This window comes from Pseudomonas sp. AC255 (genome assembly GCF_979258175.1).
The window spans coordinates 4396838-4422526 of record NZ_OZ409841.1 but is presented as its reverse complement, the minus strand read 5'-3'; the positions used below and the strand labels follow the sequence as shown (position 1 = coordinate 4422526).

The window sequence follows — 25689 nt, the reverse complement described above, 5'->3', positions numbered from 1 at the left end:
GTTCGCCTTGAGACTGTAGAGAGAAGCCCTCGAGGGCGGCCCCGGTTCCGGCGGCCCCTTCGGGACTTCAGAAATCGATCAAGACGGCTTGCCGACTGACCTGCGGATTTGAGTGACAAACCATGCCAAAACGTACAGACATTAAAAGCATCCTGATTCTCGGCGCTGGCCCGATCGTGATCGGCCAGGCCTGCGAATTCGACTACTCCGGCGCCCAGGCCTGCAAGGCCCTGCGCGAAGAGGGTTACCGCGTCATCCTGGTGAACTCCAACCCGGCCACTATCATGACCGACCCGGACATGGCCGACGCCACCTACATCGAACCGATCAAGTGGCAGACCGTGGCCAAGATCATCGAAAAAGAGCGTCCGGACGCCGTGCTGCCAACCATGGGCGGCCAGACCGCCCTGAACTGCGCCCTGGACCTGGAGCGCGAAGGCGTTCTCGAGAAGTTCGGCGTAGAGATGATCGGTGCCAACGCCGACACCATCGACAAGGCTGAAGACCGTTCGCGTTTCGACAAGGCGATGAAATCCATCGGCCTGGCGTGCCCGCGTTCCGGCATCGCCCACAGCATGGAAGAAGCCAACGCGGTTCTCGAAACCCTCGGTTTCCCGTGCATCATCCGTCCGTCCTTCACCATGGGCGGCACCGGTGGCGGTATCGCTTACAACCGTGAAGAGTTCGAAGAAATCTGCGCCCGTGGTCTGGACCTTTCGCCGACCAAAGAGCTGCTGATCGACGAATCGCTGATCGGCTGGAAAGAATATGAGATGGAAGTTGTCCGCGACAAAAAGGACAACTGCATCATCGTCTGCTCGATCGAAAACTTCGACCCGATGGGCGTGCACACCGGCGACTCGATCACCGTAGCTCCAGCCCAGACGCTGACCGACAAGGAATACCAGATCCTGCGTAACGCCTCGCTGGCGGTACTGCGCGAGATCGGCGTCGAGACCGGTGGTTCCAACGTTCAATTCGGTATCTGCCCGAACACTGGCCGTATGGTCGTGATCGAAATGAACCCGCGTGTTTCGCGCTCCTCGGCACTGGCTTCGAAAGCCACCGGTTTCCCGATCGCCAAGGTCGCGGCCAAACTGGCTGTGGGCTACACCCTCGACGAGCTGTCGAACGACATCACCGGCGGCAAGACCCCGGCGTCCTTCGAACCGTCGATCGACTACGTCGTCACCAAGCTGCCACGCTTCGCCTTCGAGAAGTTCGCCAAGGCTGACGCGCGCCTGACCACGCAAATGAAGTCGGTTGGCGAAGTCATGGCCATCGGCCGGACCTTCCAGGAATCCCTGCAGAAAGCCCTGCGCGGTCTGGAAGTCGGCGTTTGCGGTCTGGACGAGAAGCTCGATCTGAGCAACCCGGACAGCATGAGCGTGCTCAAGCGCGAACTGACCGTGCCGGGCGCCGAGCGTATCTGGTACGTGGCTGACGCCTTCCGCGCCGGTCTGTCGGTCGAAGACATCTTCGGCATGAATATGATCGACCCGTGGTTCCTGGTGCAGATCGAAGACCTGATCAAGGACGAAGAGAAGGTCAAGACCCTCGGTCTGTCCTCGATCGACCGCGACCTGATGTTCAAGCTCAAGCGCAAAGGCTTCTCCGATCAGCGTCTGGCGAAACTGCTGGGCGTCACCGAGAAAAACCTGCGTACGCATCGTCAGAAGCTGGAAGTGTTCCCGGTCTACAAGCGCGTTGACACCTGCGCCGCCGAGTTCGCTACCGACACCGCTTACCTGTACTCGACCTACGAGGAAGAGTGCGAGGCCGCGCCGTCGGGTCGCGACAAAATCATGATTCTGGGCGGCGGTCCGAACCGTATCGGCCAAGGCATCGAGTTCGACTACTGCTGCGTTCACGCTGCTCTCGCCCTGCGCGAAGACGGCTACGAAACCATCATGGTCAACTGCAACCCGGAAACCGTTTCCACCGACTACGACACTTCCGACCGTCTGTACTTCGAGCCGGTAACCCTGGAAGACGTACTGGAAATCTGCCGCGTCGAGAAGCCGAAAGGCGTGATCGTCCAGTACGGCGGCCAGACTCCGCTGAAACTGGCTCGCGCACTGGAAGCTGCTGGCGTGCCGATCATCGGCACCAGCCCTGACGCCATCGACCGCGCCGAAGACCGTGAGCGCTTCCAGCAAATGGTCGAGCGTCTGAACCTGCGTCAGCCGCCAAACGCCACTGTGCGCAGCGAAGACGAAGCCGTTCGTGCTGCGGCGAAGATCGGTTATCCGCTGGTGGTGCGCCCGTCCTACGTGCTGGGCGGCCGTGCGATGGAAATCGTTTACAAGGAAGACGAACTCAAGCGCTATCTGCGTGACGCGGTGCAAGTTTCCAACGACAGCCCGGTGCTGCTCGACCACTTCCTCAACTGCGCCATCGAAATGGACGTGGATGCGGTCTGCGACGGCAAAGATGTAGTGATCGGCGCGATCATGCAGCACATCGAACAGGCGGGCGTTCACTCCGGTGACTCCGCTTGCTCGCTGCCGCCGTACTCGCTGCCGGCACACATCCAGGACGAGATGCGCGAACAGGTCAAGAAAATGGCTCTGGAACTGGGCGTTGTCGGCCTGATGAACGTGCAGTTGGCTTTGCAGGGCGAAGACATCTACGTCATCGAAGTCAACCCGCGCGCCTCGCGTACCGTACCGTTCGTTTCCAAGTGCATCGGTGTTTCCCTGGCCATGATCGCTGCGCGCGTGATGGCCGGTAAGACCCTGAAGGAAATCGGCTTCACCAAGGAAATCATCCCGAACTTCTACAGCGTGAAAGAGGCGGTGTTCCCGTTCGCCAAGTTCCCTGGCGTTGACCCGATCCTCGGCCCAGAGATGAAGTCGACCGGTGAAGTGATGGGCGTCGGCGACACCTTCGGCGAAGCATTCGCCAAGGCGCAGATGGGTGCCAGCGAAGTTCTGCCGACCGGCGGTACCGCGTTCATCAGCGTGCGCGATGACGACAAGCCACTGGTTGCAGGCGTGGCCCGTGATCTGATCAACTTGGGCTTCGAAGTGGTCGCCACTGCCGGCACTGCCAAGCTGATCGAAGCCGCAGGCCTGAAAGTGCGCCGCGTGAACAAGGTGACCGAGGGTCGTCCGCACGTGGTCGACATGATCAAGAATGACGAAGTCACGCTGATCATCAACACCACCGAAGGTCGTCAGTCGATCGCCGATTCGTACTCCATTCGTCGCAACGCCCTGCAGCACAAGATCTACTGCACCACCACTATTGCTGCGGGCGAAGCGATCTGCGAAGCGCTGAAGTTCGGTCCGGAAAAGACCGTGCGCCGCTTGCAGGATCTACACGCAGGATTGAAGGCATGAGCATAACCAAGTACCCAATGACTGTTCAGGGCGCTCGCGCCCTGGAAGAGGAGCATGCTCACCTGACCAAGGTCGTCCGTCCGAAGCTCAGCCAGGACATCGGTACGGCCCGCGAGTTGGGTGACTTGAAGGAAAACGCTGAATACCATGCTGCCCGCGAACAGCAAGGCATGGTCGAAGCGCGTATTCGTGATATCGAGGGCCGGATTCAGAATCAGGTCATCATCGACGTCACGACCATTCCTCACACCGGTAAAGTGATTTTCGGTACCACCGTCGAGATCGCCAACGTCGAGACTGATGAAAGCGTCACTTACCACATCGTGGGTGAGGATGAGGCTGACTTCAAACTCGGCAAGATCTCCGTCGGTTCGCCGCTGGCCCGCGCCTTGATTGGCAAGGAAGAGGGTGACGTTGTCGCCGTCAAAACGCCAAGCGGCGTGATCGAGTACGAGATTGTCGAAGTTCGTCACATCTGAAAGAAGGCGCCCGCTGCATGCGGGCGCCATGCTTTGGCAACTGACCCAGATGCTTTGGGTCGGTGGCCTATGGTTGATTCATGTCGGTTTGCAGCCGGCGCTGGGCCGGATCGGTCTGGCGCCGCTGTTGATCGATGAAGTGGCCAGTGCTTTCGAAGTGCTGGTGGTGGGATTCGCCGCTCTGTGCGTGATCATTCAGGCTTTGGTGCTGGTACAGGCCGAGGGGCTTGCCAGTCTATGGCGGGATTTTCGCGGGCAGGTGTTGTTGATGGCGTTGTGCGCGTGCGCGATGTATGTCGCTGTGCGTGTCGGCTGGCCGGATGCGCAGCGCTGGCATGTATTCAGTTATCTGGTGCTGGGATTTTCCGGGCTGGTGCTGGTCATGCAGCCGGTGCCGGGATGGGGTGGCAGGGTGCGCGAAGCACACCCTTGACCCTGCGCATCACTTGAAGCGATGAACGTTCGACAGCTGCTTGTTGGCGCTGAAGTTCTTGCGGTAGACCAGAGCCATCTTGCCGATGACCTGAACCAGGTCCGCTTTGCCGACCTTGCACAGCTCGGCGATGTGCGCGAGGCGCGACTCGCGATCAAGGATATTGAGCTTGATCTTGATCAGCTCGTGATCGGCCAAGGCGCGTTCAAGTTCGGCTAAAACACCTTCAGTCAAACCGTTGTCCGCCACCGTCAACACTGGTTTGAGGTGGTGGCCGATGGATTTGTACTGTTTCTTCTGCTCTGGAGTGAGCGGCATAATCTGACCCTTTCGTCTGGATTCTGTAAAATGGCGGCCATTTTACCCGAGGGTTCGTGGATCCGCCCAACTAATCACGACCCTAATCATCGAGGTGCCCAATGGCGCGTTCCAAGACAAGCCTTGGTTGGCTGAAAAGACATGTCAACGATCCTTATGTGAAGCAGGCGCAGAAGGATGGCTACCGCTCGCGTGCAAGTTACAAGCTGCTCGAGATCCAGGAAAAATACAAATTGATCCGCCCGGGCATGAGCGTGGTCGACCTCGGCGCGGCGCCGGGTGGCTGGTCCCAGGTGACCAGTCGGCTCATCGGTGGCCAAGGGCGTCTGATCGCTTCGGACATCCTGGAAATGGACAGCATTCCGGACGTGCATTTTATCCAGGGCGACTTCACGGAGGACTCGGTGCTCGCTGACATCCTGGAGGCCGTGGGTAATTCGCAGGTGGACCTTGTGATTTCCGATATGGCCCCCAATATGAGTGGTACGCCCGAAGTGGATATGCCCAAGGCCATGTTCCTGTGCGAGCTGGCGCTGGACCTGGCGGAACGGATCCTCAAGCCCGGTGGCAACTTCGTCATCAAGATTTTCCAGGGCGAGGGCTTCGACGTTTATCTGAAGGATGCTCGGAAGAAATTCGACAAGATCCAGATGATCAAGCCAGACTCTTCCCGTGGCAGCTCCCGTGAGCAGTACATGCTGGCCTGGGGTTATCGCGGTGGTGATGCGTAAAACGAGGTTTTTCGGCAGGGCGATAGGTTTTTCATATTTCGCTCTGCGGGCATAAGCGAATATTGTGTAGAAAGTGTTTCACAAAGGGTTACAGACGGCGCCTGCCAGAGTTGTAGGTAATGTAGTAAGTTAGGCCGGTGAATATCATGCGAAGCGCGCGCCAGTAGCGGAGCTTGCTTCAGAGGGTAGTTAATTGAACGATATGGCAAAGAATCTGATCCTGTGGTTGATCATCGCGGCAGTCCTGGTGACGGTGATGAACAACTTCTCCAGCCCTAACGAGCCGCAGACCCTCAACTATTCCGACTTCATCCAGCAGGTCAAGGATGGCAAGGTCGAGCGCGTAGCCGTTGACGGCTATGTGATTACCGGCAAGCGCACCGATGGCGACAGCTTCAAGACCATTCGTCCGGCAATTCAGGACAATGGCCTGATCGGCGATCTGGTCGACAATCACGTTGTGGTTGAAGGCAAGCAGCCTGAACAGCAAAGCATCTGGACTCAGCTTCTGGTAGCCAGCTTCCCGATCCTGGTGATCATCGCGGTGTTCATGTTCTTCATGCGCCAGATGCAGGGTGGTGCCGGTGGCAAGGGCGGGCCGATGAGCTTCGGCAAGAGCAAGGCACGCCTGCTCTCCGAAGATCAGGTGAAAACCACTTTGGCTGACGTTGCCGGTTGCGACGAAGCCAAGGAAGAAGTCGGCGAGCTGGTTGAGTTCCTGCGTGATCCGGGCAAATTCCAGCGTCTGGGCGGTCGTATTCCGCGCGGCGTGCTGATGGTCGGCCCGCCGGGTACCGGTAAAACCTTGCTGGCCAAGGCGATTGCCGGCGAAGCGAAAGTGCCGTTCTTCACCATTTCCGGTTCCGACTTTGTCGAAATGTTCGTCGGTGTCGGCGCCAGCCGCGTCCGTGACATGTTCGAGCAGGCCAAGAAGCACGCCCCTTGCATCATCTTCATCGACGAAATTGATGCCGTAGGTCGCCATCGTGGCGCCGGCATGGGTGGCGGTCACGACGAACGTGAGCAGACTCTCAACCAGTTGCTGGTGGAGATGGACGGCTTCGAAATGAATGACGGCATCATCGTGATTGCTGCGACCAACCGTCCGGACGTACTCGACCCTGCGCTGCTGCGTCCGGGCCGTTTCGACCGTCAGGTGGTGGTTGGCTTGCCAGACATTCGCGGTCGCGAGCAGATTCTGAAAGTGCACATGCGCAAAGTGCCAATGGGCGACGACGTTGCTCCGGCAGTGATCGCACGTGGTACTCCGGGCTTCTCGGGTGCTGACCTGGCAAACCTGGTCAACGAAGCGTCGTTGTTCGCTGCACGTAGCGGCAAACGCATCGTCGAGATGAAAGAGTTCGAACTGGCGAAAGACAAGATCATGATGGGCGCCGAGCGCAAATCCATGGTCATGTCCGAGAAAGAAAAGCAGAACACGGCCTACCACGAAGCTGGCCATGCCATTGTCGGTCGCGTTGTTCCCGAGCATGATCCGGTCTACAAAGTGTCGATCATCCCGCGCGGTCGTGCGCTGGGTGTGACGATGTTCCTGCCGGAAGAAGATCGCTACAGCCTGTCCAAGCGTGCGCTGATCAGCCAGATCTGCTCGTTGTACGGTGGCCGTATCGCTGAAGAAATGACCCTGGGCTTCGATGGTGTGACTACCGGGGCCTCCAACGACATCATGCGTGCAAGTCAGATTGCCCGGAACATGGTGACGAAATGGGGTCTGTCGGAAAAACTCGGTCCGCTGATGTACGCCGAAGAAGAAGGCGAAGTGTTCCTCGGTCGCGGTGGTGGTGGTCAGGCTGCCAGCTTCTCCGGTGAGACAGCCAAACTGATCGACTCCGAAGTGCGCAGCATCATTGATCAGTGCTACGGCACCGCCAAGCAGATCCTCACGGATAACCGTGACAAGCTGGATGCCATGGCTGATGCGCTGATGAAGTACGAAACCATCGATGCCGAGCAGATTGACGACATCATGGCCGGCCGCACGCCTCGCGAACCTCGCGACTGGTCGGGTGGCACCGGTACGCCTCCGCCGCCTGTCGTGCAGGATGAGCGTCCGGAAAAACCGATTGGCGGTCCGGCTGCTGACGTTTAAGGCTTGAAATGACTTCTGTACAGTCCCTGACCCGGTTGCCTTGCGGCAACCGGGTTCTTGATTTGGCCCAGACGCATGTCATGGGCATTCTCAATGTCACTCCTGATTCCTTTTCCGACGGCGGCCGCTACAGCCAGCTCGATGCGGCGCTGCGCCATGCCGAAGCCATGGTGCTGGCTGGCGCGACGCTGATTGATGTCGGCGGCGAATCGACCCGGCCAGGCGCGCGAGCGGTTTCTCCTCTGGAGGAGCTCGAGCGCGTCGCGCCGATTGTCGAGCTGATCAATCGCGAGTTGGATGTCATCATCTCGGTCGATACTTCCACCCCGGCAGTCATGCGCGAAACCGCACGGCTCGGTGCCGGCCTGATCAACGATGTGCGTTCGTTGCGTCGCGATGGCGCGCTGGATGCGGCGGCGGCTACCGGATTGCCGGTCTGCCTCATGCACATGCTCGGCGAACCGGGCGATATGCAGGATAATCCGCAGTATCAGGATGTTACTCGCGAGGTCGCTGAGTTTCTCGCCGAGCGCATGGAACAGTGCGCGCAGGCGGGTATTCCCGCCGAGCGGATCATTCTTGATCCCGGCTTCGGCTTCGCCAAGACCCTGCAGCACAATCTAAGCTTGTTCAAACACATGGAGGCTCTGCATGCGCTGGGACGGCCATTGCTGGTAGGTGTTTCGCGCAAGAGTATGATTGGCCACGCGTTGAACCGTCCCGTGGGCGAGCGCCTGCACGGCGGACTGGCGCTGGCGGCGCTGGCGTCAGTTAAAGGCGCACGTATATTGCGCGTCCACGATGTGGCGGAAACCGTCGATGTTGTGCGAATGATCGCGGCCGTTGAATCAGCCGAATAAGAATGATGGAGCACTTATGAGCAAGAAATATTTTGGTACCGACGGCATTCGCGGTCGTGTTGGTGAATACCCGATCACGCCTGACTTCATGCTCAAGCTCGGCTGGGCGGCTGGTATGGCTTTCCGCAAGATGGGGGCCTGCAAGGTGCTGGTCGGCAAGGACACGCGGATCTCCGGTTATATGTTCGAATCGGCACTCGAGGCCGGGCTGACCTCGGCGGGCGCCGATGTGATGCTGCTCGGCCCGATGCCGACGCCTGCCATCGCCTATCTTTCGCGTACGTTCCAGGCTGAAGCCGGTATCGTGATCAGTGCATCGCACAACCCGCATGATGACAACGGCATCAAGTTCTTCTCCGGTAAAGGCACCAAGCTGCCGGATGAGTTGGAGTTGATGATCGAAGAATTGCTCGACACGCCGATGACCGTCGTCGAGTCGAGCAAGATCGGCAAGGTGTCGCGAATCAATGATGCATCGGGTCGCTACATCGAGTTCTGCAAAAGCAGCGTTCCTACTGGCTCCAATTTCGCCGGCCTGAAGATCGTCATCGACTGCGCGCATGGTGCGACTTACAAGGTTGCACCGAGCGTCTTCCGTGAGCTGGGTGCCGAAGTTGTCGTGCTATCTGCCCAGCCGAATGGGTTGAACATCAACGATAACTGCGGTTCCACGCATATGGGGCCATTGCAGGCCGCCGTTCTGGCTGAGCATGCGGACCTGGGTATCGCCTTCGACGGTGATGGCGATCGGGTATTGATGGTCGATCACACCGGCGCCATTGTTGATGGTGACGACCTGCTGTTTATCATTGCCCGCGATTTGCATGAGCGTGGCAAGTTGCAGGGTGGCGTCGTCGGTACGTTGATGAGCAATCTTGGTCTCGAACTGGCCCTTGCGGATTTGTCGATCCCGTTCGTTCGCGCCAATGTCGGTGACCGCTACGTGATTGCCGAACTGCAAGAGCGCAACTGGCTCGTTGGTGGGGAAAACTCCGGGCATGTGGTCTGCTTCAATCACACCACCACGGGCGACGCGATCATCGCGGCCTTGCAAGTGTTGATGGCTCTGAAATCCCGCAACGAAGGCTTGGCGCAAACGCGGCAGGCGTTGCGCAAGTGCCCTCAGGTGCTGATCAACGTTCGCTTTGGCGGCGGTGAAAGTCCGCTGGAGCATCCGGCTGTCAAGGAAGCCAGTGCCCGTGTAACTCAGGCGATGGCGGGGCGCGGTCGCGTGCTTCTGCGCAAGTCCGGCACAGAGCCTCTGGTGCGCGTAATGGTCGAAGGCGAGGACGAAAACCAGGTTCGCGGCTATGCCGAAGAGCTGGCAAAACTGGTAACCGAAGTTTCTGCCTGATACGGCTTGCAAGCCATGATTGTGTTGGGTAACATCTGCGCCCACTTTGACCGACGAGGTACAGCATGCGTCGCCCTATGGTAGCTGGTAACTGGAAGATGCACGGTACCCGCGCCAGCGTCGCTGAGCTGATCAACGGCCTTCGTCATCTGGCCTTGCCTAGCGGTGTTGATGTCGCGGTGTTCCCGCCTTGCTTGTATATCAATCAAGTGATTGATGGCTTGAAAGGCAAGTCGATTTCGGTCGGCGCGCAGAATTCTGCGGTGGAAGCCATGCAAGGTGCGTTGACTGGTGAGATTGCTCCCAGCCAGCTGGTGGATGCAGGTTGTTCCCTGGTGCTTGTCGGGCACTCCGAACGCCGCCAGATTCTCGGCGAGCGAGACGGGATGCTGAATCGCAAGTTCGCAGCGGCGCAGGCATGTGGCTTGATTCCGGTGTTGTGTGTAGGGGAAACCCTCGAGCAGCGCGAAGCCGGAAAAACTCTTGAAGTTGTCGGGCGTCAGCTGGGCAGCATCATCGAGGAGCTGGGTGTCGGTGCCTTTGCCAAGGCAGTGATTGCATACGAGCCGGTCTGGGCCATTGGTACCGGGCTGACTGCAACGCCGCAACAGGCTCAGGATGTGCATAAGGCCATTCGCGAGCAGTTGGCGGCAGAGAATTCTGAAGTCGCACGAGGTGTGCGGCTTCTATACGGCGGCAGCGTGAAGGCGGCCAATGCGGTCGAACTGTTCGGCATGCCGGATATCGATGGGGGGCTCATTGGTGGAGCTTCCCTGAATGCAGATGAGTTCGGTGCGATCTGTCGCGCCGCGGGAAACTGAAAAAATGCTGGAAACAGTCGTAGTCGTTTTTCATCTGCTGGGTGCATTGGGCGTAGTTGCTCTGGTTTTGCTGCAGCAGGGTAAGGGTGCGGACGCTGGCGCGTCTTTCGGAGCAGGTGCTTCAAATACTGTGTTCGGAAGCCAAGGTTCCTCTACCTTTCTTAGTAAGTTTACTGCTATACTTGCCGCCGGTTTCTTCATAACCAGCTTGGGGTTAGGTTACTTTGCTAAAGAGAAAGCTCATCAGCTGACTCAAGCAGGTCTTCCAGATCCAGCAGTGTTGGAAGTGCCTAAGCAACAACCGGCTTCTGATGATGTCCCGGTGCTTCAAGAGCAAAAGTCGGCTACTCCAGCGACTGACGTGCCTCCAGCTCAAGAGCAGAAGTAAGAAGAGTTTCAAGCGTAGTATTGCCGAGGTGGTGGAATTGGTAGACACGCAACCTTGAGGTGGTTGTGCCCATAGGGTGTAGGGGTTCGAGTCCCCTTCTCGGTACCAATTAGTCAGGAGAGCCCGCTGTTGCGGGCTTTCTTGCAGGTGGAAGGTTACATTGACCCTAAAAGGGATCGGTCGTATACTTCCGCCCCAGCTTTGTCGCGGGGTGGAGCAGTCTGGTAGCTCGTCGGGCTCATAACCCGAAGGTCGTCGGTTCAAATCCGGCCCCCGCAACCAGTTTAAGGAGCCCCTTTTAAGGGGCTTTTTGTTAGCTGGATACTTTCAACGCCGCTGTTCGACGGCGTTTCAAGGATGGGCGTTATGCCCATTTTTTTATTTTGCAAAGCATGCACATATCATGCACTAGGGGGTTCAGGTGTCGAGCAAGCTAGAAGAGTTGCAGGCCTTGCTGGCCCCGGTGGTCGTGGCCCTGGGCTATGAATGCTGGGGTATCGAGTTTTCGGCTCAGGGTCGTCACTCGATGTTGCGCGTTTATATCGATAAAGAGGGTGGCGTGCTGGTGGACGATTGCGCCATTGTCAGCCGTCAGATCAGCGGCGTTCTGGATGTTGAAGATCCGATCTCCGTTGAATACACCCTTGAAGTTTCCTCGCCTGGCATGGAGCGCCCGCTGTTCACTCTTGAGCAGTTTGCCAAATTTGCCGGTGAACAAGTGAAGATCAAGCTGCGCTCGCCTTTCGAAGGACGACGCAACTTTCAGGGCCTTCTGCGCGGTGTAGAAGAGCAGGACGTCGTGGTGCAGGTAGAAGACCACGAGTTCCTGTTGCCGATCGATATGATCGACAAGGCCAACATTATTCCCAGTTTTGACTGAGACGCGGATCCCGCGGATCCAATGGCTTGCGAAAGGCGAGGCGTACGATGAGCAAAGAAGTACTGCTGGTTGTTGAGTCGGTATCCAATGAAAAGGGTGTACCGGCAAGCGTAATTTTTGAAGCGCTGGAGCTGGCTCTGGCCACTGCTACCAAAAAGCGTTTTGAAGACGAAGTGGACCTGCGTGTGGAGATCAACCGCCACACCGGTTCCTACGAAACCTTCCGTCGCTGGACGGTCGTCGAAGAGAATGATCTCGACGATCCGGCCATCGAGACCTGGCCAAGCAAGGTTGCCGAAACGCATCCTGGTGCCAAGGTCGGTGACGTCGTCGAAGAGAAAATCGAATCCATCGAGTTCGGCCGCATCGCTGCACAGACTGCCAAGCAGGTCATCGTGCAGAAAGTTCGCGAAGCCGAGCGCGCTCAAGTGGTTGACGCCTATCGCGAGCGCCTGGGAGAAATCATCTCCGGCACCGTGAAAAAAGTTACCCGCGACAACGTGATCGTCGATCTGGGCAACAATGCTGAAGCATTGCTGGCCCGCGAAGACATCATTTCTCGCGAAACCTTCCGTGTCGGCGTGCGTCTGCGTGCGCTGCTCAAGGAAATCCGCACCGAGAACCGCGGCCCGCAGCTGATCCTGTCGCGTACCGCGCCGGAAATGCTGATCGAGCTGTTCCGTATCGAAGTGCCGGAAATCGCCGAAGGCCTCATCGAGGTCATGGCCGCCTCCCGTGATCCGGGTTCGCGCGCCAAGATCGCCGTCCGTTCCAAGGACAAGCGCATCGATCCGCAAGGTGCCTGCATCGGTATGCGCGGTTCGCGCGTCCAGGCGGTATCGGGTGAGTTGGGCGGTGAGCGTGTTGATATCGTGCTGTGGGACGACAACCCGGCCCAGTTCGTGATCAACGCCATGTCCCCGGCCGAGGTTGCGGCAATTATCGTTGACGAAGATGCCCATGCCATGGACATCGCCGTTGGCGCAGACAATCTGGCTCAGGCCATCGGTCGCGGTGGTCAGAACGTGCGTCTGGCGAGCCAGTTGACTGGCTGGACCCTGAACGTGATGACCGAATCGGACATCCAGGCTAAGCAGCAAGCAGAAACCGGCGACATCCTGCGCAACTTCATCGACGAGCTGGAAGTCGACGAAGAACTGGCTCAGGTGCTGGTAGATGAAGGCTTCACCAGCCTGGAAGAGATTGCCTACGTACCGGTGGAGGAAATGCTCAACATCGACGGCTTTGACGAGGACATCGTCAACGAGCTTCGTGCTCGCGCCAAGGATCGCTTGTTGACCAAAGCCATCGCTACTGAGGAAAAGCTGGCAGACGCCCATCCGGCCGAAGACCTGCTCTCGCTTGAGGGTATGGACAAGGATTTGGCGATGGAACTGGCGGTGCGCGGCGTAATTACCCGCGAAGACCTGGCCGAGCAGTCTATTGACGACCTGCTCGACATCGACGGCATTGACGATGATCGTGCCGGCAAGTTGATCATGGCCGCCCGAGCCCACTGGTTCGAGTAATTAGGCGCGGCCTGAGGAGAGAAGTGCATGACGCAAGTCACGGTGAAACAACTGGCCGATGAGGTCAAAACACCGGTAGAGCGCCTGTTGCAGCAGATGCGTGAGGCAGGTCTGCCGCACACCGCCGCCGACGAAAATGTGACTGACAGTGAGAAGCAATCCCTGCTGACTCACTTGAAGAGCAGTCACAAGGCGAAAGTGGAAGAACCACGCAAGATCACGCTGCAGCGTAAAACCACCAGCACCCTGCGTGTGGCTGGTAGCAAGAGCATCAGCGTTGAAGTTCGCAAGAAGAAAGTTTTCGTACAGCGCAGCCCGGAAGAAATCGAAGCCGAGCGCAAGCGTGAACTGGATGAGCGTCGCGCAGTAGAAAATGCTGCCCGTCAGAAGGCTGAAGAAGAAGCCAAGCAACGCGCCGAAGAAGAAGCGCGTCGCCAGCCTGCTGCTGCGCAAACCGCTGCCAGCGACGCCGTTGCGGCACCGGCTGCTGCCGAACCTGTTCGCGAAAGCGCACCGGTGGCTGCTGCTCCTGCTCCATCGGCTGACGTTCGCAACAAGCAGAACGAACAGCGCCGTCCGGACAAGCCACGTGCCGACGATAACAATCGTCGCAGCGGTGGCGGTGATGGCGAGCGCAAAAACGCTCCGCATCGCGCATCGGTCAAAGAAAAAGCGCCGGCACCACGTGTGGCGCCACGCACTACCGACGAAGAAAGCGATGGCTTCCGTCGTGGTGGTCGCGGCAAGGCCAAGCTGAAGAAACGCAACGCCCACGGTTTCCAGAGCCCGACCGGCCCTGTCGTGCGTGATGTGCAGATCGGCGAGACCATCACGGTTGGCGATCTGGCCAATCAGATGTCGGTCAAAGCGGCTGAAATCATCAAGTTCATGTTCAAACTGGGTACCCCAGCGACCATCAACCAGGTGCTTGATCAGGAAACTGCTCAACTGGTAGCCGAAGAACTGGGCCACAAAGTGACCCTGGTCAGCGACACCGCTCTGGAAGATTCCCTGGCCGAGTCCCTGAAGTTTGAAGGTGAGTCGTTCTCCCGTGCACCAGTCGTGACCGTAATGGGCCACGTTGACCACGGTAAGACTTCCCTGCTCGACTACATCCGTCGTGCCAAGGTAGCTGCTGGCGAAGCCGGCGGTATCACCCAGCACATCGGTGCATACCACGTTGAGACTGATCGCGGCATGGTCACTTTCCTCGACACCCCGGGTCACGCTGCGTTTACCGCAATGCGTGCCCGTGGTGCCAAGGCGACTGACATCGTGATCCTCGTGGTTGCAGCGGACGACGGCGTGATGCCGCAAACCATCGAAGCGGTTCAGCATGCTCAGGCAGCTGGCGTGCCGCTGGTGGTCGCAGTGAACAAGATCGACAAGCCGGGCGCCGATCTCGATCGCATCCGCAGCGAGCTGTCGGTTCACGGCGTGACTTCCGAAGACTGGGGTGGCGACACGCCATTCGTACCGGTTTCGGCGAAGATGGGTACTGGCGTGGACGAGCTGCTTGAAGCCGTTCTGCTGCAGGCCGAAGTTCTCGAACTGAAAGCTACACCGTCGGCTCCTGGCCGTGGTGTGGTGGTTGAATCGCGTCTCGACAAGGGTCGTGGCCCGGTGGCAACCGTGCTCGTTCAGGACGGTACGCTGCGTCAAGGCGACATGGTCCTGGTCGGTTCGAACTACGGCCGTGTACGTGCCATGCTCGACGAGAACGGCAAGCCAATCAAGGAAGCCGGTCCATCCATCCCTGTCGAGATCCTCGGCCTGGACGGTACGCCGGACGCTGGCGACGAGATGAGCGTGGTTGCCGACGAGAAGAAAGCCCGTGAAGTGGCTCTGTTCCGTCAAGGCAAGTTCCGCGAAGTCAAACTGGCTCGCGCTCACGCCGGCAAGCTGGAAAACATCTTCGAAAACATGGGTCAGGCCGAGAAGAAGACGCTCAACATCGTCCTCAAATCCGACGTCCGTGGTTCGCTGGAAGCGTTGAACGGTGCCTTGAATGGCCTGGGCAACGACGAAGTACAAGTGCGCGTCGTGGGTGGCGGTGTCGGTGGTATCACCGAATCCGACGCCAACCTGGCACTGGCTTCCAACGCTGTACTGTTCGGCTTCAACGTGCGTGCCGATGCCGGCGCTCGCAAGATCGTCGAGCAGGAAGGTCTGGATATGCGTTACTACAACGTGATCTACGACATCATCGAAGACGTCAAGAAAGCCCTGACCGGCATGCTCGGCAGCGATGTTCGCGAGAACATCCTGGGTGTCGCCGAAGTGCGTGACGTGTTCCGTTCGCCGAAGTTTGGCGCGATCGCCGGTTGCATGGTGATCGAAGGTGTTGTGCACCGTAACCGTCCGATCCGTGTACTGCGTGAAGACATCGTTATCTTCGAAGGCGAGCTGGAATCCCTGCGCCGCTTCAAGGATGACGCTTCCGAAGTACGTGCCGGCATGGAATGCGGTATCGGCGTGAAGAGCTACAACGACGTCAAAGTCGGCGACAAGATCGAAGTCTTCGAGAAGGTTCAGGTTGCTCGCAGCCTCTGACTCGCGCACTTCAAGGGCCACGATGGGCCGTAGCATGCAAATGCACGGCACAGCGTCCGGACTCTAAACGCAACGCCCGGTCTGGCTTTTGTCAGGCCGGGCGTTTGCCGCTTTCAGACCTTGCGGGTTTCACCGCTGGGCAGTAACAGGTAACAAATCATGGCAAAAGAATACAGCCGTACCCAACGTATCGGCGATCAGATGCAGCGCGAGCTGGCGCAGCTGATCCCTCGCGAAGTCAAAGACCCGCGCGTCGGCCTGGTCACCATCACCGCTGTGGAAGTGTCCCGTGACGTCGGTCACGCGAAGATTTTCATTACCGTGATGGGTCAGGACAACGCTGAAGACATCGCGCAAAGCATCAAGGTGCTCAATGCCGCCGCAGGCTTCCTGCGCATGCAATTGGCCCGCGAAATGAAGCTGCGCAGCGTGCCGCAACTGCACTTCCACTACGACGAATCCGTCGTGCGTGGCGCGCATCTGTCGGCGCTGATCGAGCGCGCCGTCGCTGAAGACAATCAGCACGTTGCCGCTCCTGCACCTGAAGACACCAAGGAGTAATTCGGTGGCTCAGGTCAAACGTATCCGTCGTAACGTCAGCGGCATCATTCTGCTAGACAAGCCGTTGGGGTTCACCTCTAACGCGGCATTGCAGAAGGTGCGCTGGCTGCTCAATGCCGAAAAGGCCGGGCACACCGGCAGCCTCGACCCGTTGGCCACCGGCGTGTTGCCGCTGTGCTTCGGCGAGGCGACCAAGTTCTCGCAATACCTGCTCGATTCCGACAAGGGCTACGAGACTCTGGCGCAACTGGGCAAGACCACCACCACGGCCGATGCCGAAGGCGAGGTTTTGCAGGAGCGTCCGGTGACCGTTGGTCGCGCCGATGTCGAAGCGGTTCTGCCGAAATTTCGTGGGCAAATCAGTCAGATACCGCCGATGTACTCGGCACTCAAGCGTGATGGCCAGCCGCTGTACAAACTGGCACGTGCAGGCGAAGTAGTGGAGCGCGAACCGCGTTCTGTTACTATTGCGCGCTTGGAATTGCTGGCCTTCGAAGGCGATACTGCGCGGCTTGCGGTGGACTGCAGCAAGGGCACCTATATTCGCACCCTGGTGGAGGATATCGGTGAGCAACTCGGTTGTGGTGCGTACGTTGCAGAATTGCGCCGGACCCAGGCCGGGCCTTTCACCTTGGCGCAGACCGTGACCCTCGAAGAGCTGGAAGCGGTACATGCCGAAGGCGGCAATGAAGCGGTCGACCGCTTCCTGATGCCATCGGACAGCGGCCTGCAGGATTGGCCGTTGCTGCACTTCTCGGAAGCGAGCGCGTTCTACTGGCTCAACGGCCAGCCGGTACGTGCCCCGGATGCACCGAAGTTCGGCATGGTACGAGTACAGGATCACAATGGTCGCTTCATCGGTATCGGTGAAGTGAGCGAAGACGGGCGTATCGCGCCGCGTCGCTTGATTCGGTCAGAATGACCGGAACCGGTCTGCGTTAAGCGGGCCGGCGAGTGTGGCTGTTAACAGGCATGGTCACTACTCATTTATAGATACAGGGATTTGTCCCTGGCCTGTTGAAGCTGTTTCCCTGAAACAGTTTCCTGATAAGGAAGGATTGCCTCATGGCTCTCGACGTTCAAGAAAAAGCTCAAATCGTTGCTGACTACCAGCAAGCTGTTGGTGACACTGGTTCGCCAGAAGTGCAGGTTGCACTGCTGACCGCCAACATCAACAAACTGCAAGGTCACTTCAAGGCCAACGGTAAAGATCACCACTCCCGTCGTGGTCTGATCCGCATGGTTAACCAGCGTCGCAAGCTGCTGGACTACCTGAAAGGCAAGGACGTAAGCCGGTACGCCGCGCTGATCGCTCGCCTGGGTCTGCGTCGCTAATCAGCGATTGCGCTATGAGGTTGGTGGTCTGTCGGGCGTCAGCGGTTTTCCGCTGGCGTCTTGCAGGCTCCCAGCCTCAAGTTTTATCTGCAGCATGGCTTTACCTGTAGCACCCGGACAATTGCCATCGGGCCGATTCCCGAGATTGCCCAAGAATTCGCAAGAAACCGTTTCCCCCAAGAGCCACAAAGAAGGTAGGACACCGTGAACCCGGTAATCAAAAAATTCCAGTTCGGTCAATCGACCGTTACCCTCGAGACAGGCCGTATCGCCCGTCAGGCCTCCGGCGCAGTATTGGTCACCGTTGACGACGACGTCAGCGTGTTGGTGACTGTTGTCGGTGCAAAGCAAGCCGATCCGGGCAAGGGCTTCTTCCCTCTGTCCGTTCATTACCAGGAAAAGACTTACGCTGCCGGTAAGATCCCTGGCGGTTTCTTCAAGCGTGAAGGCCGTCCTTCCGAGAAAGAAACCCTGACTTCCCGACTGATCGACCGTCCGATCCGTCCGCTGTTCCCAGAAGGCTTCATGAACGAAGTGCAGGTTGTCTGCACCGTCGTTTCCACCAGCAAGAAGACCGATCCGGACATCGCTGCGATGATCGGTACCTCGGCTGCCCTGGCCATTTCCGGCATTCCATTCGACGGCCCGATCGGCGCCGCTCGCGTGGCTTTCCACGAAAGCACCGGCTACCTGCTGAACCCGACTTACGAGCAGCAGGCCGCTTCGAGCCTGGACATGGTCGTTGCCGGTACTTCCGACGCCGTGCTGATGGTTGAATCGGAAGCCAAAGAGCTGACCGAAGACCAGATGCTGGGCGCGGTACTGTTCGCTCACGACGAATTCCAGGTTGTGATCAACGCTGTGAAAGAACTGGCTGCCGAAGCCGCCAAGCCAACCTGGAACTGGGCTCCTGCGCCAGAAGCCACCGAACTGCTGGGCGCTATCCGTGCCGAGTTCGGCGAAGCGATTTCCCAGGCTTACACCATCACCATCAAGGCCGACCGTTACGCTCGCCTGGGTGAGCTGAAGGACCAAGTGGTCGCCAAGCTGTCCGGTGAGGAAGGCCAGCCAAGCGCTGCTGAAGTCAAAGCAGCCTTCGGCGAAATCGAATACCGCACCGTTCGCGAAAACATCGTTAACGGCAAGCCACGTATCGACGGTCGCGACACCAAGACTGTACGTCCGCTGAACATCGAAGTCGGCGTTCTGCCGAAGACTCACGGTTCGGCTCTGTTCACCCGTGGCGAGACCCAGGCACTGGTTGTTGCAACACTGGGCACCGCCCGTGACGCGCAACTGCTGGACACCCTGGAAGGCGAAAAGAAAGACCCGTTCATGCTGCACTACAACTTCCCGCCGTTCTCGGTAGGCGAGTGTGGTCGCATGGGTGGCGCCGGTCGTCGCGAAATCGGTCACGGCCGTCTGGCCCGTCGTTCGGTTTCGGCCATGCTGCCAGCCGCTGACGTGTTCCCGTACACCATCCGCGTGGTATCGGAAATCACCGAATCCAACGGTTCGAGCTCGATGGCTTCCGTGTGCGGTGCTTCCCTGGCACTGATGGACGCTGGTGTACCGATGAAGGCACCGGTAGCCGGTATCGCCATGGGTCTGGTTAAAGAAGGCGAGAAGTTCGCCGTCCTGACCGACATCCTCGGCGACGAAGATCACCTGGGCGACATGGACTTCAAGGTAGCCGGTACCGCCAAAGGCGTTACTGCGCTGCAGATGGACATCAAGATCAAGGGCATCACCGAAGAGATCATGGAAATCGCTCTGGGCCAGGCCCTTGAAGCGCGCCTGAACATCCTCGGTCAGATGAACCAGATCATTGGCCAGTCGCGTACCGAACTGTCGGCCAACGCTCCGACCATGATCGCGATGAAGATCGACACCGACAAGATCCGTGACGTTATCGGTAAAGGTGGCGCGACCATCCGTGCGATCTGCGAAGAAACCAAGGCTTCGATCGACATCGAAGACGACGGTTCGATCAAGATCTTCGGCGAAACCAAGGATGCCGCAGAAGCTGCTCGTCAGCGCGTTCTGAGCATCACGGCAGAAGCCGAGATCGGCAAGATCTACGTCGGCAAGGTTGAGCGCATCGTCGACTTCGGCGCATTCGTCAACATCCTGCCGGGCAAGGACGGTCTGGTGCACATCTCGATGCTGAGCGACGCTCGCGTTGAGAAAGTGACCGACATCCTGAAAGAAGGCCAGGAAGTGGAAGTGCTGGTATTGGACGTGGACAACCGCGGCCGTATCAAGCTGTCCATCAAAGACGTGGCAGCTGCCAAGGCTTCGGGCGTTTAATCACCCCAACGCTTTAGCGCAATGAAGATGCCCCCGCCGTGCAAACGGCGGGGGCATTTTTTATCTGAAATAAAGAAATTGTGGCGAGGGGATTTATCCCCTCGCCACAAATGTGGTTCTCAAAAGAAAACCATCAGACAACCCACAAATTTGCCGCAGCTCGAGACCGGTGCTAGGTTTAGCCCACCGCCCGTGTAGCTCAGCCGGTAGAGCAGCGCACTCGTAACGCGAAGGTCGCAGGTTCGATTCCTGTCTCGGGCACCGACTCCTCAGCGCGCCACATCGATTCATGTTCCGCAGGTCAGCTTTTTGTGCAAGAGATGTAAAGAGCCGTGTAATTCGTCATGCAAACGTCCTATATTCGGTGCCTGCATGAGCATCGCTTAGCAGTTTTCAGATGATCCCGAATGGTTCCGAAGGCCGGCCAGTCCGCGTCAGAGAGATCCTTGATGATCCAGATCCATCCTCCATTCCTAAGATCAGCGAGAACCCCATGACTGAATTGACCCAAGAGCAACGCCACGAACAAGCGCTGGAAAAATACCTTCTGGATGTGCCGGACCTGAAGGATGAGATCAAGGACCTGAGTCCCGATGATCAAAAAGACCAGATCCAGTGGGCCTTCGAAGACGAAGCCGAAGCGCAGGGCTTGCAGCCGTGGGAGCTGACCCTCAAGTACACGAGCACGCCAGAGGAGTTCGAGGCGCAGCGCCTCGTGCTGCACAAGGAAGCGGCGGAAGTATTGGGTGTCGAGTGGGAAGAGTACTGCGAGATGAACAATCTCGTCGTATAAGAGCAGCTGCGAGCTTCTAGCTACAAGCTGCAAGTCAAAGCAGAGTCGCTTGCCTTGCAGCTTGCCGCTTGCCGCTGCGTTTAGAGGCTTAGTCGCATCGACAGATCCACCGCTTTGACATCCTTGGTCATCGCACCGATCGAAATGTAATCCACGCCCGTTTCGGCGATCGGCAGCAGCGTGCTTTCGTTGATGCCGCCGCTGGCTTCCAGTTTCGCCTTGCCGGCGGTCAGGCGTACCGCTTCGCGCATGTCGTCCAGGCTCAGTTCGTCGAGCATGATGATGTCGGCGCCGGCTTCCAGCGCTTGCTGCAACTCCTCAAGACTTTCCACTTCAATCTCCACCGGTTTGCCCGGGGCGATCTTGTGTGCGGCGGCCACGGCTTCGGCGATGCCACCACTGGCGGCGATGTGGTTTTCCTTGATCAGGAAGGCATCGTAGAGACCGATGCGATGGTTGTGGCAGCCGCCGCAGGTCACCGCATATTTCTGCGCCATCCGCAGGCCGGGCAGGGTTTTGCGCGTGTCGAGCAACTTGACCTGCGTCTCGCCGACGAAGTCCGCCAGGTACTGCGCGCGCGTCGCTACGCCGGACAGCAACTGCAGGAAGTTCAACGCGCTGCGTTCACCGGTCAGCAGTGAGCGCGCCGGGCCTTCCAGGTGAAACAGCGGCTGATTGGCTTTGACCCGCTGGCCGTCGACCACTTGCCAATGCACCGCCACGCGCGGATCGAGCTGGCGAAACACCGCATCGACCCACGCGGTGCCGCAGATGACGGCGTCGTCACGGGTGATGATGGTGGCTTTGGCCAGGCGTTCGGCCGGGATCAGTTGCGCGGTGATGTCGCCGCTGCCGACGTCTTCGAGCAACGCACGGCGCACGTTGTTTTCGATTTCGGCGGTCAGATCGGCGAGACGTAGATTCGGCATAACGGACTCCACAAACAAAGTGGTTCGATTATAGGGGCAGGGCGCGAGCCAACCCAAGGCGAGAACGTTCGTGCCTGACGCATCTGGTCGATTTTCCTGCGCTGAGTGCGAGGTGTATGGCGTATAGGGGAAACCCTGAGGCCTATAGCATCGCTGGCCTGTTTTGCCAGATAATCCGCCTTGTATTTGACGTCATGGCTTTGACGAACGAGTCCAGTTGGGCAGTGTCAAAGCGACGAACCGAATCACCGTTCCAGGAGGCTTGGATGCGCAACGACGGGAAAGTGGTGCCTTTGCACCGGGCGACTGCCGATCTGGCGGACCACTCGCCGCTTGCCCGCTTGCCGGTGATTCTGCTGCAGGTTCGCGACAAGGCTGCGCAGCAGCTGCGCCACGATTTGCAGGAGCTGTTCGATAACGCCGACGACACGCTGTTCGAAATGGCCGACCGGGCGCGCAACGACGTCGATCAGAACATCTTTTTCGAAGCCATGCGCGACCTGCGCCTCAAACGCAAGAACATCGAGCGTGGCTTTCTCGAGCTGTTTTTCGAAGCCTTCGCCGGCCTTACCCAATACGACCCCGCCGCCAACACCCTGCCACGCACGCCGGTGGTCGAAGAGTCGGCGCCGCGCACCGATGCCATGGAGCGCACCGTGGCCGTGCAGACCATGGTCAGCCGTGTGCTCAAGCGCGACGGCTTCGCTCTCGACCAACTGACCGCACGCTTCAGCTCGATGCTCGGCAAGCGTCTGGACGATCAGCACAACCCGCTGAGTCCGGCCATGCTCTGCGAATATTTCCTGCAGGCCGGGCGTAACCTCGGCGTCGAGATCAAGGTCAAGCTGATCCTGCTCAAGCTGTTCGAACGCTATGTGCTGGCTGACACCGAACAGTTGTATGGCGAGGCCAATCAGTTGTTGCTCGCCACCGGCGTGTTGCCACATCTGAAACCCGCAGTGGCTCGTCGCATGGTCGAGCCTGCGGACAGCGACACATTGATTGAAGATCTCGACGAGCCGCCAGCGGACGAAGGCATCGAGGAAGTGTTCGCCGCGATGCAGCAATTGCTCGCCCAGGTCCGCGGCCGCGTCACACCGACCCTGGAGCCCGGCGCCCCGGCGCATCCGATCAACACCCGCGACCTGCTGCGGTTGTTGTCGCACTTGCAGCAATACGTACCGGCGCTGGAGGCTCAGGAAGATTTCGATCTGCGTCATCAGCTCGAACAGTTGCTGACCCGAGTCAGCGTCCGAAGTGGCCGCTCACGCGTTGTCGCGACTGCCGACGAAGATGTGATCAACCTGATCGCCATGGTTTTCGACTGCATCCTCGACGATCGCAATGTGCCCGATGCGCTCAAGGCGCTGATCGGTCGATTGCAGATTCCGATGCTCAAGGTTGCGGTGCTGGACAAGAGTTTCTTCAGCCGCAGCACGCACCCGGCGCGGCGCCTGCTCAACGAAATCGCCGAGGCCGCAATGGGCTGGAGCGATTGCGACGGCGCTGAGCGCGACAACCTCTATGTGCGCATCGAGCAAGTGGTACAGCGCTTGCTCAGCGAGTTTGTCGACGACCCGGCGATCTTCTCCGAACTGCTCGCCGACTTCCTCGCCTTCACTCAGGAAGAGCGCCGCCGCACCGAACTGCTGGAACAACGCTTGCGGGACGCCGAGGAAGGCCGGGCGAAGGCCGAGCTGGCTCAGCGGCGTGTCGCGCAGGCGTTGCAACAGGCGCTACTGGGCAAAGTGCTGCCGGCGACGGTGGTGAGTTTCGTCCAGCAGGCCTGGAGCAAAGTGTTGTTGCTGACCTGCCTCAAGCACGGCGATCAGTCCGCCGAATGGCATGCCGATGTGCAGACCATGGAACAGTTGGTCTGGAGCGTGCAGCGCCATGACGACGGCGAATCCAGCCTGCGCCTGCTGGCACTGGTGCCGGGTTTGCTCAAGTCGCTGCGCGATGGCCTGAGCAGCACCGCGTTCGACCCCTTTGCCACCAGTGAATTTTTCGGTGAGCTGGAGGCTCTGCACGTGCGCGTGCTGGAGCGTTCCGACGATGCCGATCACAGCGTCATGCCGTTGATCGAAGTTACTCCCGAGCTCTTGCAGCACAGTGCCGGCCAGACGGCAGCCACCCCGGCGCCGCGCCTGGCGCAAGACGCTGCCGGTCTGTCTCAGGTCGAGCAGTTGCGTGTGGGCCACTGGGTGGTGTTCGACGCAGACGACGAACAGACCTTGCGTTGCAAACTCGCCGCGATCATCGAAGAGACCGGCAAATATGTCTTCGTCGACCGCACCGGGACGAAAGTGCTGGAACACAGCCGCACCGACCTCGCCTTGGCTTTCAGCCGTGGGGTCGCGCGCGCACTGGATGACACCTTGCTGTTCGACCGCGCACTGGAATCGGTGTTGGGCGACCTGCGGCGACTCAATCGCGGCAAGTGATCGCACGGTGGGGGCGGATCGCGGCATACTGGGCGCCCACATGGTCGGCGTTAAAGGAATCGGTATGCAGTTGGATCCCGCGAGCGGGTGGTGTCATGGCGTGCAGATCTGCCCGTCGCCCAACTTCAATGAGCGCCCGGCGGGCGAAGTGTCCCTGTTGGTCATCCACAACATCAGCCTGCCGCCGGCGCAATTCGCCACGGGCAAGGTGCAGGAATTTTTCCAGAATCGTCTGGATGTCACTGAACACCCGTACTTTGCAGGCATCGCTGACCTGCGTGTCTCGGCGCATTTTCTGATCGAACGTGACGGCAAGGTCACCCAGTTTGTCTCCTGTCTGGAACGGGCGTGGCATGCCGGCGTTTCGATGTTCGAGGGTCGTGAAACCTGTAACGATTTTTCCGTGGGCATCGAGCTGGAAGGCACCGATGATCTGCCGTTCACCGACGAGCAATATCGCGCGTTGACTGCGCTGACCCGGCAGTTGCAGAAACGCTTTCCAGCGATCACCGATCAGCGCATCTGCGGCCACAGCGATATCGCGCCGGGGCGCAAGACCGATCCGGGACCGGCATTCGACTGGGCACGCTACCGCGCCGCCCTGGCAAAAGAGGAAGGACAATGAGTTTTCTGGTGTTACTGCTGGCGCTGTGGATCGAGAAGTTTTCGGCCCTGCGCCATCGGCTTCAACGCGACGGCGGATGGATCCGCGAACTGCACAAACTCGAAAACAGCAAACGGCTGGCCAGGCAACCGTGGCTGGTGCTGACGATTCTGGTGCTGTTCCCGGTGGCGTTGCTGGCGCTGTTGCTGCTGGTGCTGGAACCTGTGGCTTACGGTTTGCTGGCGCTGCCGGTGCATTTGCTGGTGGTGATCTACAGCCTCGGACGCGGCGATCTGCTCGGCGGCCTCGGCCCGTTCCGCGATGCCTGGCGCCGTGAGGATCTGCAAGCGGCGGCGCACGTCGCCAAGCGCGACCTGGATATCTGCGCCGACAACGGCGAGCAGTTGCTCGAGCGGGTGCAAGGGCATCTGCTGTGGCAGGCCTATCAGAGTTTCTTCGCGGTGATCTTCTGGTACTTCCTTCTCGGCCCCGTGGCGGCATTGGCCTATCGTTTGCTGGCGCTGGCCGAAGAGCACGGCTGCAATCCGGCGCTGGTCGAGCGTGCTGCGCAATTGCGTCACGCTTTCGATTGGGTGCCGGTGCGTTTGCTGGCGGCAAGTCTTGCGTTGGTCGGCAACTTCGTTGCGGTCAGCCGAGTGATGCTGCATGAGCTGCTCAACTGGAACATCAGCGCTGCGCAGTTGATCAACAAGGTCGGCCTGGCAGCCGGGGAAGTTCCACCGCCAGTGGTCGGCCCGGACGGCATCAACACCCTCGATTGCCTGTGGGAACTGCTGCTGCGTGCGGCGGTGCTGTGGTATGCCGGGTTTGCCTTGTGGACGGTTCTGGTTCACTGATTACAGCAAGATCAAAAGATCGCAGCCTTCGGCAGCTCCTACCTTGGAACGCATTT

At 59.0% G+C, this 25689-nt stretch carries 22 protein-coding genes and 3 tRNA genes; 23 read left to right on the top strand and 2 right to left on the bottom strand.

All coding sequences use genetic code 11. The features are described from left to right. Positions 1-122: 122 nt before the first annotated feature. Genes carB through ACZZ0K_RS20085 form a run of 3 tightly spaced genes read left to right on the top strand, consistent with a single transcriptional unit; the run spans position 123 to position 4256 of the window. Entirely contained in the window at positions 123-3344 is a 3222-nt protein-coding gene (gene carB, locus ACZZ0K_RS20095; RefSeq protein WP_016771764.1) for a carbamoyl-phosphate synthase large subunit, read from the top strand. Between the two features lie 2 nt (positions 3345-3346). After that, positions 3347-3823 carry a transcription elongation factor GreA gene (gene greA / locus ACZZ0K_RS20090; protein ID WP_038861135.1) on the top strand — a complete coding sequence of 159 codons (477 nt, stop codon included), beginning with the start codon at positions 3347-3349 and terminating at the stop codon, positions 3821-3823. 28 nt (positions 3824-3851) lie between these two features. After that, complete coding sequence (locus ACZZ0K_RS20085; protein WP_463559274.1) at positions 3852-4256, top strand: MFS transporter; 405 nt, start codon at positions 3852-3854, stop codon at positions 4254-4256. Positions 4257-4265: 9 nt separating this feature from the next. Here ACZZ0K_RS20085 and ACZZ0K_RS20080 read toward each other — a convergent pair whose 3' ends face one another. Beyond that, the gene (locus ACZZ0K_RS20080) at positions 4266-4574 is read right to left on the bottom strand and encodes a YhbY family RNA-binding protein (protein ID WP_016771761.1); all 309 of its coding nucleotides are present in this window, start codon (positions 4572-4574) and stop codon (positions 4266-4268) included. A 101-nt stretch (positions 4575-4675) separates the two neighbouring features. Here ACZZ0K_RS20080 and rlmE point away from each other — a divergent pair, with 101 nt between their 5' ends. From rlmE to ACZZ0K_RS19995, 17 genes are all read left to right on the top strand, one after another. Beyond that, entirely contained in the window at positions 4676-5305 is a 630-nt protein-coding gene (rlmE, locus tag ACZZ0K_RS20075) for a 23S rRNA (uridine(2552)-2'-O)-methyltransferase RlmE (RefSeq protein ID WP_463559273.1), read from the top strand. A 202-nt stretch (positions 5306-5507) separates the two neighbouring features. After that, entirely contained in the window at positions 5508-7415 is a 1908-nt protein-coding gene (ftsH, locus tag ACZZ0K_RS20070) for an ATP-dependent zinc metalloprotease FtsH (protein ID WP_016771759.1), read from the top strand. A gap of 8 nt (positions 7416-7423) precedes the next feature. Continuing rightward, complete coding sequence (gene folP / locus ACZZ0K_RS20065; RefSeq protein ID WP_150743386.1) at positions 7424-8275, top strand: dihydropteroate synthase; 852 nt, start codon at positions 7424-7426, stop codon at positions 8273-8275. A gap of 16 nt (positions 8276-8291) precedes the next feature. After that, positions 8292-9629 carry a phosphoglucosamine mutase gene (gene glmM, locus ACZZ0K_RS20060; RefSeq protein ID WP_041477931.1) on the top strand — a complete coding sequence of 446 codons (1338 nt, stop codon included), beginning with the start codon at positions 8292-8294 and terminating at the stop codon, positions 9627-9629. 65 nt (positions 9630-9694) lie between these two features. Next, positions 9695-10450, top strand: a complete 756-nt coding sequence (gene tpiA, locus ACZZ0K_RS20055) for a triose-phosphate isomerase (RefSeq protein ID WP_041477932.1) — start codon at positions 9695-9697, stop codon at positions 10448-10450. Between the two features lie 4 nt (positions 10451-10454). Next, positions 10455-10838: a preprotein translocase subunit SecG gene (gene secG, locus ACZZ0K_RS20050; protein ID WP_016771756.1), complete on the top strand. Its 384-nt coding sequence runs from the start codon at positions 10455-10457 to the stop codon at positions 10836-10838. Positions 10839-10860: 22 nt separating this feature from the next. Then, positions 10861-10946, top strand: a tRNA-Leu gene (locus ACZZ0K_RS20045). A gap of 97 nt (positions 10947-11043) precedes the next feature. Continuing rightward, positions 11044-11120: transfer RNA gene (locus ACZZ0K_RS20040), tRNA-Met, on the top strand. 139 nt (positions 11121-11259) lie between these two features. Next, positions 11260-11718 (top strand): ribosome maturation factor RimP, encoded by a 459-nt coding sequence (gene rimP, locus ACZZ0K_RS20035; RefSeq protein WP_007973115.1) that lies wholly within the window; start codon positions 11260-11262, stop codon positions 11716-11718. Between the two features lie 47 nt (positions 11719-11765). Next, a complete protein-coding gene (gene nusA, locus ACZZ0K_RS20030) occupies positions 11766-13247 on the top strand; it encodes a transcription termination factor NusA (RefSeq protein ID WP_024011569.1) in 1482 nt (493 codons plus the stop codon). A 27-nt stretch (positions 13248-13274) separates the two neighbouring features. After that, complete coding sequence (gene infB / locus ACZZ0K_RS20025; RefSeq protein WP_041477933.1) at positions 13275-15800, top strand: translation initiation factor IF-2; 2526 nt, start codon at positions 13275-13277, stop codon at positions 15798-15800. A 159-nt stretch (positions 15801-15959) separates the two neighbouring features. Then, on the top strand, positions 15960-16361 hold the full coding sequence (gene rbfA / locus ACZZ0K_RS20020; protein ID WP_258707588.1) for a 30S ribosome-binding factor RbfA: 402 nt from the start codon (positions 15960-15962) through the stop codon (positions 16359-16361). A 4-nt stretch (positions 16362-16365) separates the two neighbouring features. Continuing rightward, complete coding sequence (gene truB, locus ACZZ0K_RS20015; RefSeq protein WP_024011571.1) at positions 16366-17283, top strand: tRNA pseudouridine(55) synthase TruB; 918 nt, start codon at positions 16366-16368, stop codon at positions 17281-17283. A 143-nt stretch (positions 17284-17426) separates the two neighbouring features. Beyond that, positions 17427-17696: a 30S ribosomal protein S15 gene (gene rpsO, locus ACZZ0K_RS20010; RefSeq protein WP_016771751.1), complete on the top strand. Its 270-nt coding sequence runs from the start codon at positions 17427-17429 to the stop codon at positions 17694-17696. A gap of 204 nt (positions 17697-17900) precedes the next feature. Continuing rightward, positions 17901-20006, top strand: a complete 2106-nt coding sequence (pnp, locus tag ACZZ0K_RS20005) for a polyribonucleotide nucleotidyltransferase (RefSeq protein ID WP_024011572.1) — start codon at positions 17901-17903, stop codon at positions 20004-20006. A 188-nt stretch (positions 20007-20194) separates the two neighbouring features. Further along, positions 20195-20267: transfer RNA gene (locus ACZZ0K_RS20000), tRNA-Thr, on the top strand. Between the two features lie 232 nt (positions 20268-20499). Beyond that, positions 20500-20799 (top strand): DUF6388 family protein, encoded by a 300-nt coding sequence (locus ACZZ0K_RS19995; protein WP_076565788.1) that lies wholly within the window; start codon positions 20500-20502, stop codon positions 20797-20799. 80 nt (positions 20800-20879) lie between these two features. On the opposite strand, the gene nadC is transcribed toward ACZZ0K_RS19995, so the two are convergent. Further along, positions 20880-21728 (bottom strand): carboxylating nicotinate-nucleotide diphosphorylase, encoded by an 849-nt coding sequence (gene nadC / locus ACZZ0K_RS19990; protein ID WP_056782879.1) that lies wholly within the window; start codon positions 21726-21728, stop codon positions 20880-20882. Positions 21729-21994: 266 nt separating this feature from the next. Between nadC and ACZZ0K_RS19985 the strand changes: the two genes are divergently transcribed. The 3 genes from ACZZ0K_RS19985 (at position 21995) to ampE (ending at position 25633) form a co-directional block, all read left to right on the top strand. Next, entirely contained in the window at positions 21995-24172 is a 2178-nt protein-coding gene (locus ACZZ0K_RS19985) for a DUF1631 domain-containing protein (protein WP_258707589.1), read from the top strand. A 64-nt stretch (positions 24173-24236) separates the two neighbouring features. Continuing rightward, complete coding sequence (ampD, locus tag ACZZ0K_RS19980) at positions 24237-24797, top strand: 1,6-anhydro-N-acetylmuramyl-L-alanine amidase AmpD (RefSeq protein ID WP_122747368.1); 561 nt, start codon at positions 24237-24239, stop codon at positions 24795-24797. Then, positions 24794-25633 carry a regulatory signaling modulator protein AmpE gene (ampE, locus tag ACZZ0K_RS19975; RefSeq protein ID WP_041477938.1) on the top strand — a complete coding sequence of 280 codons (840 nt, stop codon included), beginning with the start codon at positions 24794-24796 and terminating at the stop codon, positions 25631-25633. The genes ampD and ampE overlap by 4 nt, the downstream gene beginning before the upstream one ends. Positions 25634-25689: the final 56 nt, after the last annotated feature.

Bases quoted from the DNA above. Each gene is read 5' to 3' on its own strand.
- rlmE (WP_463559273.1), top strand. From the start codon at position 4,676: ATGGCGCGTTCCAAGACAAGCCTTGGTTGGCTGAAAAGACATGTCAAC.
- rbfA (WP_258707588.1), top strand. From the start codon at position 15,960: ATGGCAAAAGAATACAGCCGTACCCAACGTATCGGCGATCAGATGCAG.
- ACZZ0K_RS19995 (WP_076565788.1), top strand. From the start codon at position 20,500: ATGACTGAATTGACCCAAGAGCAACGCCACGAACAAGCGCTGGAAAAA.
- ampD (WP_122747368.1), top strand. From the start codon at position 24,237: ATGCAGTTGGATCCCGCGAGCGGGTGGTGTCATGGCGTGCAGATCTGC.
- rpsO (WP_016771751.1), top strand. From the start codon at position 17,427: ATGGCTCTCGACGTTCAAGAAAAAGCTCAAATCGTTGCTGACTACCAG.
- nadC (WP_056782879.1), bottom strand. From the start codon at position 21,728: ATGCCGAATCTACGTCTCGCCGATCTGACCGCCGAAATCGAAAACAAC.
- infB (WP_041477933.1), top strand. From the start codon at position 13,275: ATGACGCAAGTCACGGTGAAACAACTGGCCGATGAGGTCAAAACACCG.
- ftsH (WP_016771759.1), top strand. From the start codon at position 5,508: ATGGCAAAGAATCTGATCCTGTGGTTGATCATCGCGGCAGTCCTGGTG.
- carB (WP_016771764.1), top strand. From the start codon at position 123: ATGCCAAAACGTACAGACATTAAAAGCATCCTGATTCTCGGCGCTGGC.
- tpiA (WP_041477932.1), top strand. From the start codon at position 9,695: ATGCGTCGCCCTATGGTAGCTGGTAACTGGAAGATGCACGGTACCCGC.
- glmM (WP_041477931.1), top strand. From the start codon at position 8,292: ATGAGCAAGAAATATTTTGGTACCGACGGCATTCGCGGTCGTGTTGGT.
- ampE (WP_041477938.1), top strand. From the start codon at position 24,794: ATGAGTTTTCTGGTGTTACTGCTGGCGCTGTGGATCGAGAAGTTTTCG.
- ACZZ0K_RS20085 (WP_463559274.1), top strand. From the start codon at position 3,852: ATGCTTTGGCAACTGACCCAGATGCTTTGGGTCGGTGGCCTATGGTTG.
- folP (WP_150743386.1), top strand. From the start codon at position 7,424: ATGACTTCTGTACAGTCCCTGACCCGGTTGCCTTGCGGCAACCGGGTT.
- secG (WP_016771756.1), top strand. From the start codon at position 10,455: ATGCTGGAAACAGTCGTAGTCGTTTTTCATCTGCTGGGTGCATTGGGC.
- nusA (WP_024011569.1), top strand. From the start codon at position 11,766: ATGAGCAAAGAAGTACTGCTGGTTGTTGAGTCGGTATCCAATGAAAAG.
- ACZZ0K_RS19985 (WP_258707589.1), top strand. From the start codon at position 21,995: ATGCGCAACGACGGGAAAGTGGTGCCTTTGCACCGGGCGACTGCCGAT.
- ACZZ0K_RS20080 (WP_016771761.1), bottom strand. From the start codon at position 4,574: ATGCCGCTCACTCCAGAGCAGAAGAAACAGTACAAATCCATCGGCCAC.